Genomic DNA, 15,575 nt, shown 5'->3' on the forward strand with positions numbered 1-15,575 from the left:
GGCGGTCGCAACGAACCGGCCGACTGAACTTCGCACGAAGTCAGCACTCTCCGCCGCCAGAAATATCACATTCGACGCCGCCCCGCCCGATGCACCCGGAGCCCGACGCTTCTACCGTAGAGCCACGACACAACGTGAGGTCGTGCCGCATAGCTGCCCCGGTCCCCCGACCACGCTTCCGGCAACCTCCGGCCGCGCGGCGGACCGCCCGGCGTCCCCCGAGGCCGAACACGCTTCGACCGACCCGGACCGGCCCCGTCCGAACCTGTCCGGGCCCGCCCGCAACCGCACGTCGAACGCAACCCGAACGATGCGAACCCGAGATGTGCCGTCCCTCACGCCGCGCGCGCTCATCTCCGCCAGACGTACCGCACCTGCGGTCGGCCGGCGCGGCCGTAGTCGGTCTGCCGCTCCACCGCGCCCGCGGTCGCCAACTGCTCGAGATAACGCCAGGCCGTCACCCGCGAGACGCCCACCGCCCGTCCGGCATCGGTGGCCGAAAGTCCCTGGGGCGCTGCTCGAAGCGCCCGCGATATCTCTTCGAGAGTCGGCGGGGAGATGCCCTTGGGCACCGATGCCTTCGGATCCGGGGTGCGCAAGGCACCGAACGCCCGATCGATGTCGTGCTGGGTCAGCGCCGATTCCTCGGCGGGCAACGCGGCCCGGAATTCCAGGTAGCGCTCGAGCTTGTCCCGGAAGGCCGCGAACGGGAAGGGTTTGAGCAGGTACAGCGCCACGCCGTGGGCCACCGCGGCGCGCACCATCGCCAGATCCCGGGCCGAGGTGATGGCGATGATGTCCGGGCGCGGACTCAGCCGGGCCAGCGCAGCGCTCACCTCGAGGCCGCCGATATCGGGCAGCCCGATGTCCAGCAGCACCAGCTCGATCGGCTCGCCCTCGGCCACCGCCTGCGTCGCGGCACGGATCGCGTCCCGGCCGGTGTGGGCGATACCGACGGGCGTGAAACCGGGTACTCGCCGCACATAGGAGTCGTGGGCCTGGGCGATACGTGCGTCGTCCTCCACGATCAGTACCCGGATCATCGCGGAATCCTCACCACGACAGCCGATTCGGGAGTTCGTTCGGCATGCAGGACGCCGCCGTGACGCGTCACGAGCCGCCACACCAGTGCGAGCCCGAGCCCGTGGTGATCGGACTTGGTGGAATGTCCTCGTTCCACGGCGCGGGCGAACGCCTCCTGTGACATGCCGGGACCACTGTCGGCGACCCGCACGAACAGTTCCGAATCCCGGGCGCGCACGGTGACCTCCACCCAGGCGTCGGCGTCCTCGGCGACCGCGTCGATAGCGTTGTCGATGAGGTTGCCGACCAGGGTGATCATGTCGTGCGCGCTCAGCGGCGCGGTGGAGTCCAGCGCGGTGTCCTGCGCGACGGTGAGTTCCACGCCGCGTTCGATCGCCTGATCCACCTTGCCCAGCAGCAACGCCGCCAGCGCGGGTTCGCGCACCGCCTCGGTCAGCCGGTCGATGAGGGCCTGGGACAGTTGCAGCTCCGCGGTCGCGAATTCCACGGCCTCGCCGAAATGCCCGAGTTCCACCATGGTGATCACCGCGTGCAGCCGGTTGGCGGACTCGTGCGCCTGGGCGCGCAGCGCGGCGGACAATCCACGGGCGGAATCCAATTCGCCCATGATGTCCCGCAACTCGGTGTGGTCGCGGATCGTGAGCACGGTGCCCAGGTTGCGTCCCGACCAGGTGACGAGGTCCTGATTCACCACCAGCACCCGTTCCGCGGTCACATGCATCTCGTCCCGCACCACGATCGGGTCGAGGTGCTGCAACGACACCGGCAGGTCGGCCCGGCGCACCGGTCCGGCCGGGAGTTCGAGCAACCGGCGGGCCTCGTCGTTCACCACCGTGGCCTCCTCGGCGTCCCGCTCGAACACCACCAGGCCCTCGTGGATCGAGTGCAGCACCGCGTCGTGATGTTCGTAGAGGGTACGCAGTTCGCCGGGACCGAGCCCGTGCGTCTGCCGCAGCAGGCGTCGCCGCAGCAGCAGCGCCCCGAGCACGGCCAGGAGCAGTCCGGCCGCCGCCGCGCCCAGGATCAACGGCAACTGCTCGATCACCTGATCGACGACGCGGGACCGGGTCACACCCGCCGAGACCAGCGCGACGACGTGACCGCCGTCGTCCTGGACCGGGGTCACCGAGCGGATGGACGGACCCAGCGACCCGACGTAGGTCTCGGTGAACGTCTCACCGTCCAACGCCCGACTTATGTTGCCGCTGAACGGCTTTCCGATCAGCGCGGGATTGGTGTGGGTGTATCGGGTGCGGTCCGGAGCCATCACGACGATGAAATCGACCCCGGTCCGCAGCCTGATGCGTTCGGTCACCGGCTGCAACTCCCGTTTCGGGTCCGGCGCGCGCACCGCCGCCACCGTCGCGGGAGACTGCGCGATCGCCACGGCGATGCCGAGCACCCGCTGTCGCGTCGCATCGTCCTGTTCGCGACGCACCTCCCAGACCGCCAGCACGGAACCGACCGCGATCACCACGATCAGCGCGACCAGTTGTACGACGAAGACCTGACCGGCCAGGGTCGTTCCCCGGCCGCGCCGGAACCCGGCCCAGCCGCTCGCCCGCACGACACCTCCCGTGAACCGAATTCCGTGAACGAAATGTACGCAATAGTGACCGCCGTCACGGTAGCCGCCAGGATTGGCTCCACCAACGCGTGGCCCAGCTCACGCCGGACCGGAGGCACGATCGTCATGACCAACTCGACCGGGTCGCACCGTCGCGACCGCACCCACTGGCTCTACCTCGCCGTCATCGCGGCGGTGGTGGCCGGAGTCCTGACCGGATGGCTCGCACCGGGTTTCGGGAAGTCGGTGGGAAATCTGGGCACCATATTCGTCGATCTGATCAAGATGATGATCTCGCCGGTCATCTTCTGCACGATCGTGCTGGGTATCGGCTCGGTGCGCGCGGCCGCGCGGGTCGGCCGAATCGGCGGGATCGCCGTCGCCTACTTTCTGGTCACCTCGACCGTGGCGCTCGCGATCGGACTCGCGGTCGGCAATCTGCTGCATCCGGGCAGCGGACTGAACATCCACGCGCACGCCGCCGACGCCGCAATCTACACCAAGCAGGCCGCGGGCGCGGGCGGCACCTGGCATTTCCTGGAGAGCATCGTCCCGACCTCGTTGCTGTCCGCGCTGACCGCGGGCAGCGTGCTGCAGACGTTGTTCGTCGCGCTGCTGGTGGGATTCGCGATCCAGGCGATGGGCGCTTCGGGTGAACCGATCCTGCGCGGTGTGACACTCGTGCAGAAACTGGTGTTCCGGATTCTGTCCATGATTCTGTGGCTCGCGCCGATCGGCGCGTTCGGCGCGATCGCCAACGTGGTGGCCGATACCGGACTCGGCGCGGTGAAACAGCTTGCGGCACTGATGTTCGCGTTCTATCTGACCTGCCTGATCTTCGTCTTCGGCGTCCTGGGCCTGACGATGCGACTCACCGCCGGGATGTCGATCTTCCGGCTGGTCCGCTACCTGGCGCGCGAATATCTGCTGATCTTCTCCACCTCCTCCTCGGAGTCGGCGCTGCCGCGGCTGATCGCCAAGATGGAACATCTGGGCGTGGAGCGTTCGACCGTGGGCATCGTCGTGCCGACCGGATATTCGTTCAACCTGGACGGCACCGCGATCTACCTGACGATGTCGTCGCTGTTCATCGCCGACGCCACGGGTAAGCCGATGTCGCTCGGCGCGCAGATCGGCCTGCTGGCCTTCATGGTCATCGCCTCCAAGGGTGCGGCCGGAGTGACCGGTGCGGGACTGGCCACGCTCGCGGGCGGCCTGCAGAGCCATCGTCCGGATCTGCTCGGCGGCGTCGGGCTGATCGTGGGTATCGACCGCTTCATGTCCGAGGCCCGCGCGATCACCAACTTCTCCGGCAACGCCGTGGCCACGGTTCTGGTCGGCACCTGGACCCGCACCATCGATCCGGACCGCGCCCGGTCGGTGCTGAATCGGGAGTTGCCGTTCGACGAATCGGCACAGGCCGAGGAGCAGTCGACCGAATCTCCCGCCACGCCCGCCTCGGAGCAGAAGGACCTGATCACGGCCTGAGAGCCTGCGCCGCGCACGGCGCAGGCAGTCAGCGCAACGGCAGATCGGAATCGTCGGGCAGGGAATCCACGGACCACCAGCGCAGGTCCGTGGATTCCGAACTGCGCACCGGGACAGCGTCCTTCGGCGCGCGGATCTTGAACAGCAGGTCCAGGTGCCGGGTGGGGCGACCCAGCGAGCAGGTGATCGGATGCGCCTGGAGGCCGTAGAGACCGGGTTCGATACTCAGGTCGGGGATGCCCGATTCCTCGGTGGCCTCGCGCAGGGCCGCGGCCTGCACGGTGTCGTCGGATTCCTCGCAGTGGCCGCCGAGCTGGATCCAGCGGCCCACACGGGGATGCAGGGTCAGCAGGACCGCGCGTTCGTCGTGCGAGAAGACCATCGCCGACGCGGTGATATGTCCGGCGGCGTGCTCGCGCAGGCACCCGCGCGGAGCCGAGCCCAGGAAGGCGAGCACGGCCTGACGCAGCGACTGCTCCGGCCCCGTTGCCGCAGGCCAGGTTTCCAGCAGTTCGGTCGCCGACTCGTGCAACGAACCAGCGCTCACAGCTCGACCAGACCGATGCCGGGATCGCGCGGCTCGCGCGGGGTGAGTTCCTCGTCCGGATAGCCGACGGCGATCGCGCCCAACGGATTCCACTCCGCGCTCAGCCCGAGCACCTCGCGGGTCGTCTCCGGGGCGAAGATGGTCGACCCGATCCAGCAGCTGCCCACGCCCTCGGTGGCCAAGGCGACCAGCAGTCCCTGCACCGCCGCGCCGACGGCCACGGTGAACATGGTGGATTCGGCCGCGCGGCGACGCTCGTCCGGATAGTCGTGCGCACCGTCGGGCAGGCAGAACGGAATGATCACCTCGGGTGCGTCGAACAGGATCTGCCCGCGTGCGACCCGACGCTCCACACTCTCGGCAGTGCGGCCGTCGCCGGTGAGATCCGCGCGCCACCGATCGGCCATCGTCTCGAGCAGCCGCGCCCGCAACGCCCGATCACGCACCCAGACGAACCGCACCGGCCGGGTGTGATGCGGCGCGGGAGCGGTCAACGCCACCGCGACCGCGGACCGGATCAGCTCGGGATCGACCGGGGTGTCGGCGAATCGGCGCACCGATCGTCGCAGCAGCAGCGCCTCGTGCCGCCCCCGTTCGATCGCCTCGGCGGTGCCGAGCCAGAACAGATCGTCCTCGCCGCCGCGCAGCAGATCCGCGGCGCGCGAACCGTCGTCGTGCGGGCTGAGCCCGCGCACCACCGCGACCGGGACGCCACCGAGTTTGCCCTTCGCCAGATCGGCTGCGGCAGCGAGTTCGTCGGCGACCGCGACCTGGGTGACCTGCAGTTCGTTACCCTGCCCGTCGACCGAGCCCGCGTAGTCGTGCAGCACCCGCAACCCGGCCGCGCCGATCGCCGCGTCGGTCTGACCGTTGCGCCAGGCACGGCCCATGGTGTCGGTGACGACCACCGCGACGTCCACGCCGAGGCGCTGCGCCAGCGCGCGGCGCAGGGCCGAGGCGCTGGCGTCGGGATCGCTGGGCAGCAACACCAATTCGCCCTGTTCCACATTGGAACCGTCCACGCCGGAAGCGGCCTGCACGATGCCGAGCTTGTTCTCGGTGATCAGGGTGCGGCCCTTCTGCGCCAGCACCCGCACCGACTCCGAGCGCACCAGCTCCCGGCGGAGCGCATCGCGCTCCTCGGGATCCTGTGGCGCGGCGACGATCCGGCCCTCCACCTTGGCGACGATCTTGCTGGTCACCACCAGCACGTCGCCGTCGACGAGCCAGGGCGCCTGTGCCGCAATATGTTCGGCGAGGTCGTCACCGGGACGGAATTCCGGCAGGCCGGGCACCGGGATGATCCGCAGCTCACCGCCGGGCGCGTGATCACCGGTGTCCGACAGCACCGGTGCGCGCTGTGTCGAGGATTCACTCACGGCTTCACCCCCGCGATATCCAGTGCCTCGCGGGCCATTTCGGCGGTCGCGGCCGGATCGGTCATCAGCAGCGGCACACTGCGCACCTCCACGCCCGGGACGTCGGCGGTGTCGGTGGAGTGCACCAGCCAGCCGTCCAGGATGCCGGTGTCCGAGCGCGCCCCGAAATGCCTGCCGATGGCCTCGGCGCTGGTCTCCACACCCAATACCGAGAGGCATTCGTCCGCCATGCCGCGCAACGGTTTTCCGTCGATCACCGGTGACAGGCCGACGACCTTGGCGGTGGTGGTGCGCAGCGCGCCGCGAATTCCGGGGACCGCGAGGATCGCGCCGATGCTCACCACGGGGTTCGACGGAGCCAGCAGAACCGCATCGGCCCGCTCTATGATCTCCGTCACACCTGGCGCCGGAGTGGCTTGATCCGCCCCGATTGTGACGAATCCATGGGTCTCGACGTCGGCGCGATAGCGTACCCACCACTCTTGGAAATGAATCGCGCGACGTTCGCCAGCGTTCTCCGGCTCACTGATGACGACGTGCGTTTCACATCGGTCGTCGGTCGCGGGAAGAAGTTTCACACCGGGTTGCCATCGGTTGCACAACGCTTCGGTGACCGCGGAGAGCGGGTATCCGGCACGCAACATTTCACTGCGAACCAGATGTGTCGCGATATCGCGATCTCCGAGCCCGAACCAATCGGGCTGGGCGTGATATTTCGCCAACTCCTCCTTGGCATGCCAGGTTTCCCCGACCCGGCCCCAGCCACGTTCGGTATCAATGCCGCCACCGAGCGTGTACATGCAGGTGTCCAGGTCCGGGCAGATGCGCAGACCGTGCATCCAGACGTCGTCGCCGACGTTCACGATGGCCGAGATATCGGCATCGGGCAGTAGTTCACGCACGCCCTGTAGGAACCGTGCGCCGCCGACTCCGCCGACCAGAACGGCAACACTGGTTCGGGGACCGGCATACTCGGCAGCGGGCGCGATGTCCGCTTGTTCTCCAGTCACATCCGCATAGCCTATGCGTTGCTTCGAAGGGCCCGCCGAGGAGCATATTTGCTGCTCATTTGCTACTAGACGGTCACCGAACGGCCTAGAACCGGGTCGCGGATAGTAACGGAATTGTGTCGGCAGCTTGACCACCGCGCCGTCCGGCGTGTCTAATCACAGGCATGTCATTCCGGGCATGCGCGAGAGCACAAGGCGCAGACCAGGTTTCGAACAAATGTTCGAACAGGAGTGACAAGCTCGGGGATGTCCGCGGGACAACGTCGCGGTGTTGGGCCGTCGGTTTGCACATCGGGTCCGACGGATAAATCTTTCTGCGCTAACACACAGTGAGGAGGCGGAGCGATGGCCGAGGAGCTGGCCCCGTCGGGCATTCCGGGTGGTGTATCGCAAACCGATTCCACGGCAGGCGCAGTTCCAGGCGTCTGCACCGACCGCTGGATCGATGAACGAGAGGGGGGAAGCATGGTGACCGGAATCGAGTCGGACACACCCGTACAGCTGGACGGTCACTCGCAGCAGGGCGGCCAGTGGGCACGCACACAGCGCAAGCCCGAGCCGCCACAGCTGAGCCTCATCGTCACAGACTTCGATGCGATGTTCGACACCATCGAGGAGCAGTGGCAGGAACGGGCCCTGTGCGCCCAGACCGATCCGGAGGCGTTCTTCCCCGAGAAGGGCGGCTCGACGCGCGAGGCGAAGCGGATCTGCATGGGCTGCGAGGTCCGCGACGAGTGCCTGGAATACGCACTCGCCCACGATGAGCGTTTCGGCATCTGGGGCGGCCTGTCCGAACGCGAACGCCGCCGCCTCAAGCGCGGCATCGGCTAACTCCCCCGCCTCTCCGCGACTTCAGCGGGTCGTGGGGCCGCGAGATTTGGGCTTCGGGCCGGCGGTTGGGTAGATCCTCGGGTTCTGGGCGTTCCCGGGGAGTTACCGGTGTACGTGCGAAGTCAGTTGCTGCTTTTCGTTGTCCGCCTCGCTGCGCATCGGGGGCGAGACGTTACTCCTCGGGGTCGATGACGTCCGGTTCTACGCCCAGATAGGTCGCGATCTGCTGGACCAGTACCTCGCGTAGCAGGTCTACCAGGTCGTCCGGATCGTTGGCGCGCAGCTCGAGTGGCTTGCGGAACAGCACGACGCGGGCGCGGGTGGCCGCGCCGCGTGAATCGACCCCCGCGGGAATCAGGCGGGACAGCGGCACCGCGCCGTCGGCCACCACCTCGTCCGGCCAGGTCACCGAATCCGGGTGCAGCGCACGGATTTTGGGCACGTCGTCGACCGCGATATCCAATTTCGTGAGCCGGTCGTGCCAGCGGCTGTCCAGGGGCGCGAACGCCTCGAGCACCAGTCGGTCGAACTGCTGCCCGCGCGTACGCCAGGCCGGAACCGTCGGCGGCAGCATCGGGCCGCGCACTCCCCGCCCGCGACGGATCACCGACCGTGCCGTCGGCGGTCGCCGCTTCCGTGAACGCGTCATAACCACGAGATTAGTCACTCCGTCCGGCACCGGGGCGAGGAGGTGAACGCGACAAACTGGTATGCCGCATTCGCGCGTGTCTCCTCGGCGCGCGGGCCCCGGGAGGGTTACTCTCCTTTGCGTGATTCCCATGCGTCGTTGCTGCCGACCCGGCTGCAAGAACCCGGCCGTCGCGACGCTGACCTACGTCTACTCCGATTCGACGGCCGTCGTCGGCCCGCTGGCCACCGTCGCCGAACCGCATTCCTGGGATCTGTGCGAGACCCACGCCTCCCGGATCACCGCTCCCAAGGGCTGGGACATGGTCCGCCACGAGGGCAGCTTCTCCTCCGCCAGTCCCGACGACGATGATCTGACCGCGTTGGCCGAGGCCGTGCGCGAGGCCGGGATGCGCCGCCGCCCAAGCGAACCCGAACAGCGCGGCTACTCCGCGGAGTACCAGCCCGCACCGCAGCGCCCGGCCCGTCCGGCCCGCACCGGCCGCCGTGGGCACCTGCGTGTACTGCCCGACCCGCCGAACTGAGTGGCGGATCCGGGACGGAATATGTCCCGGCGCATCGGCCCTATTAGGGTGTTGGGCATGACAGTCGCCCGGTCTGCCGAATCGGTTCAAGCAGTTGTCAAGGCTTATGACGTACGGGGTGTGGTCGGAGAGCAGATCGACGAGGATTTCGTTCGCGACGTCGGCGCGGCCTTCGCCCGTCTGATGCGCGCGGAGCAGGCGACCCGGGTCGTCATCGGCCACGATATGCGCGACTCCTCCCCCACGCTGTCCGCCGCCTTCGCCGCCGGAGTCCTGGCACAGGGCCTGGACGTGGTGCAGATCGGCCTGGCCTCCACCGACGAGCTGTATTTCGCCTCCGGACATCTGGGCTGCCCCGGCGCGATGTTCACCGCCAGCCACAATCCCGCGCGCTACAACGGCATCAAGTTGTGCCGCGCCAACGCATTGCCCGTCGGCCAGGACACCGGACTGGCGACGATCGCCGAGGAACTCGTCGAGGGCGTCCCGGCACACGACGGCGCACCGGGCACCGCCACCGAGGAGAGCCTGCTCGACGCCTACGCCGAATTCCTACGCGGGCTGGTCGATCTCGGCGGCATCCGCCCGCTGAAGGTCGCGGTCGACGCGGGCAACGGCATGGGCGGGTACACCGTGCCCGCGGTGCTGGGCGCGGTGTCGGCGCTGACCATCGATCCGCTGTTCTTCGAACTCGACGGCTCGTTCCCCAATCACGAGGCCAATCCGCTGGATCCGAAGAACCTGGTCGATCTGCAACAGCTGGTCCGCACCTCGGGCGCGGATATCGGCCTGGCCTTCGACGGCGACGCCGATCGCTGCTTCGTGGTGGACGAGCGTGGCGAGCCGGTCTCGCCGTCGGCGATCACGGCCCTGGTGGCCGAGCGCGAGCTGGCGAAAGAGCCCGGCGCGACCGTCATCCACAATCTGATCACCTCGCAGTCGGTGCCGCAGCTGGTCACCGAACTCGGCGGCACCGCGGTGCGCACCCGCGTCGGCCACTCGTTCATCAAACAGCAGATGGCCGCGACCGGAGCGATCTTCGGCGGCGAACATTCCGCGCACTACTACTTCCGGGATTTCTGGGGTGCGGACTCGGGTATGCTCGCCGCCCTGCACGTGCTGGCCGCGCTGGGCGGCGGAGACCGTCCGATGTCGGAACTGGCGTCGTCCTATTCGACGTATGCGGCCTCGGGCGAGATCAATTCGACGGTGGCCGATGCGAAGGAGCGGACGATGGCCGTGCTCGCGGCATTCCAGGATCGGGCCGTCGCAGTGGACCGGCTGGACGGGGTGACCGTGCAGCTGCCCGAGGACGCGTGGTTCAATCTGCGCGCCTCCAACACCGAGCCGCTGCTGCGTCTCAACGTCGAGGCTCGTTCGACCGAGGAAGTAGACGCACTCGTAACCGAGATCCTGAGCATCGTGCGCGGCTGACTGGAATAGTGGAATCACAGGGTGTGTATTCGCCCCCGGACTTTTCACTCCGTACGGACAGGTTCTCCCGGCCTGGTGACTCGATGAGGGGAGGTGGCAACGCCCGATGATCGCAGGGACACCTGTTCTCGACCTCGATGACGTCGCCTCACTGGAGGCCGCCGATTCCGGGGGGACATTGCGTTCGGCCGCATCCGGTGGCGCCCAGGTGCGCGCCACCGCGGCGGCTGTCGGCGAAGGCGTGCTGACACGACTGAGCGATATGCGGCCGCGCAGCCTCGTGATCGTGACCGGCGCGGGTCGTGCCGCGCGGGCGGCCGCTCTGCTGGTGGCCTGTCTGGGCGACCGCGCGGCACTGCCGATCGTGCCCGTCACGGCGATTCCGCAGTGGGTGGGCCCGCTGGACGTGGTGCTCGTCGCCGCAGACGATGCGGGCGATCCGCGGGTGATCGGCGCGATCGATCGGGCGCTGCATCGTGGCGCGGAGGTCGTGGTGGCCGCACCGGACGAGGGTCCGCTGCGCACCGCCGCCGCCGGACGCGCGGCCATGCTGCCGCCTCGGGTGCCGGTGCTGGACCACAATCGCCTGCTGCGATATCTGGCGATCGGCATCGCCGTCCTGCAGGCGATCGATCCGACGCATATCGGCCCGCTCACACCGGATCTGGAGACACTGGCCGACGCACTCGATGCCGAGGCCCTGCGCGACGGACCCACCAACGAGGTCTTCCACAACCCGGCGAAGATGCTGGCCGCGCGGATGCACCAGCGCAGCATCGTGCTGTCCGGGGACTCCCCTGCCGCGACGCAGGTGGCCGCGCACATCTCCGAGGTGCTGCTGTCGTCGGCCGGGCAGATCGGGACCGCCGCCGAGCTGGCTCAGGTGGCGGCCGCGCACAACCTGATCTCCGAGGCCGCCGGCGCTGCCGCACCCGGTTTCGATCCGCTGTTCCACGACGAGCAACTCGACGGCCCGGCCCCCGTGCAGCGGGTGGGCCTGTTCGTGGTGAGCGCGGACGCCGATCAGCTCGCCGCGCATCGTCGCCTGACCATCTTCGGCGCCGGATCCGGCCTGATCGATGCCGAGTTGGTGAACGTCGATGCCGAACTGATCGCCGGACAGCCGGGCGAGCAGAGTCCGCGAGCCGTACGCCCCGGCAGCGAACTCGAGCAGCTCGCGGTGCTCGTGCTGCGGCTGGAGACGGCCGCGGCCTACCTGCGCCTGCTCAGCGGTCCCGCGACACCGGCCGATCGTTCTGCCCACTACGACGGGGGCCCTTTCTAGTGCACGAACTCGTGGGTGCGTTGCGTTCCTATGCCTGGGGCTCACGCACCGTTCTGGCTCAGCTGTGCGGACGTCCGGTGCCATCGGCACATCCCGAGGCCGAACTGTGGTTCGGCGCGCACCCCGCCGACCCGGCACAGGTGCACATCGACGGACGCACCGAATCGCTGCTCGAGTTCGTCGCGGCGGATCCGCAACGTCAATTGGGCGCGGTGGCACCGGAATTCGGCGGACGGCTGCCGTTCCTGCTGAAGATCCTCGCGGCCGAGGAGCCGTTGTCGCTGCAGGCGCATCCCAGCGCCGATCAGGCCCGCGCCGGATTCGAGCGGGAGAATCTGGAACGGGTGCCGCTGGATTCGCCCATGCGCAACTACCGCGACGACAGCCACAAACCCGAATTGGTGGTGGCGCTGAACCGATTCGAGGCGCTGGCCGGATTCCGCGATCCGCACCGCACCGTCGCGCTGCTGACCGCCCTGGCCGTTCCGGAGCTGAAGCACTATATCGGACTGCTCGCCGCACAACCGGATTCGTCGGGTCTGCGGACGGTGTTCACCACCTGGATCACGCTGCCGCAGGCCATGCTGGACACACTGCTGCCCAAGGTGCTCGACGGCTGTGTGCGCTATCTGGCCGACGGCCACGACGAATTCACCCCGGAGGCGCGCACCGTTCTCGAACTCGCCGAGGCGTATCCGGGCGATGCCGGTGTGCTGGCCGCGCTGCTGATCAACCGGATCACCCTCGAACCCGGCCAGGGTCTGTTCCTGGCGGCCGGGAATCTGCACGCCTATCTGAACGGGGTCGGCGTGGAGATCATGGCCAACTCCGACAACGTCCTGCGCGGCGGGCTCACCCCCAAACACGTCGATGTGCCCGAACTGCTGCGGGTGCTGGATTTCGAACCGCTCGCCCTGCCCATCGTCACCCCGGAGCCGGTCGACGAGCATTCGTTCCGATACTGCACGCCCGCAACGGAATTCGCGCTGCGCCGCTTCGAACTCGAGGCCGGGGCCGACCCGACGCCGATTCCGCGCACCGGGCCGGGCATCATCCTGTGCACGGCCGGGACGGTGCGGCTGCTGCAGGGGGTCGACGACCTGGAGATCACACCGGGCGGCGCGGCCTGGATCTCCGCGGCGGACACCGATATTCGCGCGCAGGCGGTCGACGGGGCGGCACAGCTGTTCTGCGCCTGCGTGGGCGGTGAGTAGTGCTCCCCGACCCGATATCGGACCGTTCCGCTAGGGTTGCGGACAAATCGGACACTGATCGAGCAGGGCGACGAAAGGGTAGGGGCGAGGGGTATGTCTGCGAGTGGCGGTAAGAAGGCGATCTTCGCTGCACTCAGCGCGAACGCGGGCATCGCAGTCGCCAAATTCGTCGGTGCGCTGATCACCGGATCCGGATCGATGCTGGCCGAGGCCGTGCACTCGCTGGCCGACACCGGAAATCAGGGACTGCTGCTGCTCGGTCAGAAGCGCGCCGAACAGGAGGCCGACGAGCTGCATCCGTTCGGCTACGGGCGCAATCGCTACTTCTACTCCTTCGTCGTGGCGCTGGTGCTGTTCACGCTCGGCTCGATGTACGCGATCTGGGAGGGCATCCACAAGATCCAGCATCCGGAGGAGCTGAGCTCGCCGATCGTGGCGGTCGTCATCCTGGCCATCGCCGCGGTGCTGGAGGGCTACAGTTTCGCCACCGCCATGAAGGAGTCCGCGGCGTTGCGCGGCAGCACCGGATGGTGGCGGTTCATCCGCAATTCCCGCAATCCCGAACTTCCTGTGGTGATGCTCGAGGACACCGGGGCCCTGGTCGGCCTGCTGATCGCACTGCTGGCGGTCGTGCTGACCATGCTCACCGACAATCCGGTCTGGGACGGCATCGGCACTCTCGGCATCGGAATCCTGCTGGGCGTCATCGCCGTCGTACTGATCGTGGAGATGAAGAGCCTGCTCATCGGTGAGGGCGCGACTCCCGAGCAGATCCGCGCGATCCGGGAGAACCTCGTCGACGGCACCCACATCGATCGGGTCATCCACCTGCGCACCGAATACCTGGGCCCCGAGGAACTCCTGGTTGCCGCCAAGGTTGCGATCGTTCCCGGTCTGGAGATCGGCGATATCGCCACCGCCATCGACGCCGCCGAGGAGCGCGTCCGCACCGCGGTCCCCATCGCCCGCCTCATGTACATCGAGCCCGATCTCTACCGCACCCAGCCCGCGTAACACCGCGACCGCGCGGGCGGACCGCATTCCGGTCGCAGCGTGATCATGGCGTCCGCAGGCGGGATGATGACGTACCGAACAGCGATCGGTTGTCGTGCAACAGAATTCCTCGCCCGGCGGTCAGCCGGGGATCGCGGCGGTTCCGGCGGCGAGGGTGAGTGGATCGGTGCGGATGCCGAAGCGGGTGCGCAGGGCGTGCGAGGCCGCGTGCAGACCGGACATGCCGTGCACGCCCGGGCCGGGTGGGGTGGATGCCGAGCAGAGGTAGACCCCGGGAAGCGGAGTCGAGTACGGATTCCAGCGCGGAGTGGGACGTAACAGGGTCTGGCGCAAGGTCATCGCGCCCGCCGAGATGTCGCCGCCGACGTAGTTCGCGTTGTACGCCGGCATCTGCGCGGCCGTGCGGACGTGCTGGGCGAGAATCAGATCGCGGAAACCCGGTGCGAAGCGCTCGATCTGGGCGATCACCTCGGCACTGACGTCGCGCGAGGAACCGTTGGGGACGTGCGCGTAGGCGTAGAGCGTGTGATTGCCCTGCGGCGCACGGGAATCGTCGACGACGCCGGGCTGGATGACCAGTACGTACGGCCGATCGGCATGGCGCCCGGCGGCGACGTCCCGCTCGACCGCGAGCGCCTCGGCTCGGGTGCCGACCAGATGCAGCGTCCCGGCCAGCGCACAGTCCGGCGTCCGCCACGGCACCGGCCCCGACAGCGCGAAATCCACCTTGCACGCCGCGCCGCCGTAGCGGACTCGGGAGAGTTGGGCGGCGTAGCGGGCCGGTAGGCGATCGCCGCCCAGCCGCAGCAGCTCCGCGGGTGCGGTATCGAGCAGAATTGTTCGCGCACTCTGCAATTCGTCGAGCGAGTCGATCCGGTGACCGGTCACGATACGTCCGCCGGACCGTTCGAGTCCGCTGGCCAGCGCATCGACGATGGTTCGGCTGCCGCCCCGCGGAATCGCCCAGCCCCCCACGTGCGCGAGGGTGCCCAGCAGCAGCGCGACGCCCGCGGCGGAGAATGCGCGCGGCGGAACGATCGCGTGCGCGGCCACTCCGGTGAACAGCGCGGCGGCGGCTTCCTCTCGAAAACGCAAGTTCCACAGCGGCGATGCCTGTTCCAGCAACCGCCGGCCGAAACGCACACCGGTGATCGCGTCCAGCGGCGGATGTCGGGTGTCGGACATCGCCAGGGCCACGAGTTCCAGCCAATCGCGCACCAGCGGACCGAACAACCCGCGCCACGACGCGCCGTCGCGGCCCAGCCCGGCCACTGTGCGATCCAGGTCGCGCCAGGCCAATCCGGCCGCACCACCGTCGAGCGGATGGGCGTAGGAGATCTCGGGAGTGAGCAGCTCCACACCGTGCGCGGCCAGATCGAAGGCGCGGAAGAACGGGGAGGCCACCGCCATCGGATGCGCGCCCGCGCACTCGTCGTGCCGGAAGCCGGGCAGGGTCGTCTCGGCGGTGCGACATCCACCGCCGAGCGTGTCCGCCGCCTCGAACACCTGCACATTCAGTCCCGCGCGGGCGCAGATCACCGCCGCGGCAAGACCATTCGGCCCGGATCCGACAACGGCGACGTCCATGAT

The 15,575-nt window shown here is 68.4% G+C and carries 14 protein-coding genes; 7 read left to right on the top strand and 7 right to left on the bottom strand.

The window, feature by feature from the left end:
* Positions 1-350 precede the first annotated feature (350 nt).
* Positions 351-1,043, bottom strand: a complete 693-nt coding sequence (locus tag ON40_RS26565) for a response regulator (RefSeq protein ID WP_040827316.1) — start codon at positions 1,041-1,043, stop codon at positions 351-353.
* The gene (locus tag ON40_RS26570) at positions 1,040-2,611 is read right to left on the bottom strand and encodes a sensor histidine kinase (RefSeq protein WP_051193581.1); all 1,572 of its coding nucleotides are present in this window, start codon (positions 2,609-2,611) and stop codon (positions 1,040-1,042) included. The genes ON40_RS26565 and ON40_RS26570 overlap by 4 nt, the downstream gene beginning before the upstream one ends.
* A 126-nt stretch (positions 2,612-2,737) precedes the next feature.
* Between ON40_RS26570 and ON40_RS26575 the strand changes: the two genes are divergently transcribed.
* Positions 2,738-4,099, top strand: coding sequence for a cation:dicarboxylate symporter family transporter (locus ON40_RS26575; protein WP_040827318.1), 1,362 nt, complete (start codon positions 2,738-2,740; stop codon positions 4,097-4,099).
* 28 nt (positions 4,100-4,127) lie between these two features.
* Here the strand turns inward: ON40_RS26575 and ON40_RS26580 are convergent, their stop codons facing one another.
* The 3 genes from ON40_RS26580 to cofD are packed head-to-tail and all read right to left on the bottom strand — an operon-like array spanning position 4,128 to position 7,035.
* Positions 4,128-4,646 (bottom strand): NUDIX hydrolase, encoded by a 519-nt coding sequence (locus tag ON40_RS26580; RefSeq protein ID WP_040827321.1) that lies wholly within the window; start codon positions 4,644-4,646, stop codon positions 4,128-4,130.
* Positions 4,643-5,995 (bottom strand): coenzyme F420-0:L-glutamate ligase, encoded by a 1,353-nt coding sequence (locus tag ON40_RS26585; protein ID WP_040827499.1) that lies wholly within the window; start codon positions 5,993-5,995, stop codon positions 4,643-4,645. Before ON40_RS26585 ends, ON40_RS26580 begins: the two co-directional genes overlap by 4 nt.
* A 26-nt stretch (positions 5,996-6,021) precedes the next feature.
* Positions 6,022-7,035, bottom strand: a complete 1,014-nt coding sequence (gene cofD / locus ON40_RS26590) for a 2-phospho-L-lactate transferase (RefSeq protein WP_245568004.1) — start codon at positions 7,033-7,035, stop codon at positions 6,022-6,024.
* 597 nt (positions 7,036-7,632) lie between these two features.
* Between cofD and ON40_RS26595 the strand changes: the two genes are divergently transcribed.
* Positions 7,633-7,866 (top strand): WhiB family transcriptional regulator, encoded by a 234-nt coding sequence (locus ON40_RS26595; protein ID WP_040827503.1) that lies wholly within the window; start codon positions 7,633-7,635, stop codon positions 7,864-7,866.
* A gap of 172 nt (positions 7,867-8,038) precedes the next feature.
* On the opposite strand, the gene ON40_RS26600 is transcribed toward ON40_RS26595, so the two are convergent.
* Positions 8,039-8,515 (bottom strand): metallopeptidase family protein, encoded by a 477-nt coding sequence (locus ON40_RS26600; RefSeq protein WP_169541908.1) that lies wholly within the window; start codon positions 8,513-8,515, stop codon positions 8,039-8,041.
* 130 nt (positions 8,516-8,645) lie between these two features.
* Between ON40_RS26600 and ON40_RS26605 the strand changes: the two genes are divergently transcribed.
* The 5 genes from ON40_RS26605 to ON40_RS26625 all read left to right on the top strand — a co-directional run bounded on the left by ON40_RS26605 (position 8,646) and on the right by ON40_RS26625 (position 13,985).
* On the top strand, positions 8,646-9,038 hold the full coding sequence (locus tag ON40_RS26605; protein ID WP_040827505.1) for a DUF3499 domain-containing protein: 393 nt from the start codon (positions 8,646-8,648) through the stop codon (positions 9,036-9,038).
* Positions 9,039-9,095: 57 nt separating this feature from the next.
* Positions 9,096-10,472 (top strand): phosphomannomutase/phosphoglucomutase, encoded by a 1,377-nt coding sequence (locus ON40_RS26610; protein WP_040827326.1) that lies wholly within the window; start codon positions 9,096-9,098, stop codon positions 10,470-10,472.
* A gap of 106 nt (positions 10,473-10,578) precedes the next feature.
* Positions 10,579-11,757: a hypothetical protein gene (locus ON40_RS26615; RefSeq protein WP_040827328.1), complete on the top strand. Its 1,179-nt coding sequence runs from the start codon at positions 10,579-10,581 to the stop codon at positions 11,755-11,757.
* Positions 11,757-12,971, top strand: a complete 1,215-nt coding sequence (gene manA / locus ON40_RS26620; RefSeq protein ID WP_040827330.1) for a mannose-6-phosphate isomerase, class I — start codon at positions 11,757-11,759, stop codon at positions 12,969-12,971. The genes ON40_RS26615 and manA overlap by 1 nt, the downstream gene beginning before the upstream one ends.
* A 93-nt stretch (positions 12,972-13,064) precedes the next feature.
* On the top strand, positions 13,065-13,985 hold the full coding sequence (locus tag ON40_RS26625; RefSeq protein WP_040827332.1) for a cation diffusion facilitator family transporter: 921 nt from the start codon (positions 13,065-13,067) through the stop codon (positions 13,983-13,985).
* A 120-nt stretch (positions 13,986-14,105) separates the two neighbouring features.
* Here ON40_RS26625 and ON40_RS26630 read toward each other — a convergent pair whose 3' ends face one another.
* Entirely contained in the window at positions 14,106-15,572 is a 1,467-nt protein-coding gene (locus ON40_RS26630) for a phytoene desaturase family protein (RefSeq protein WP_218008874.1), read from the bottom strand.
* Positions 15,573-15,575 lie beyond the last annotated feature (3 nt).

It is taken from the genome of Nocardia jiangxiensis NBRC 101359, from assembly GCF_000308615.1.
Classification (GTDB): domain Bacteria; phylum Actinomycetota; class Actinomycetes; order Mycobacteriales; family Mycobacteriaceae; genus Nocardia; species Nocardia jiangxiensis.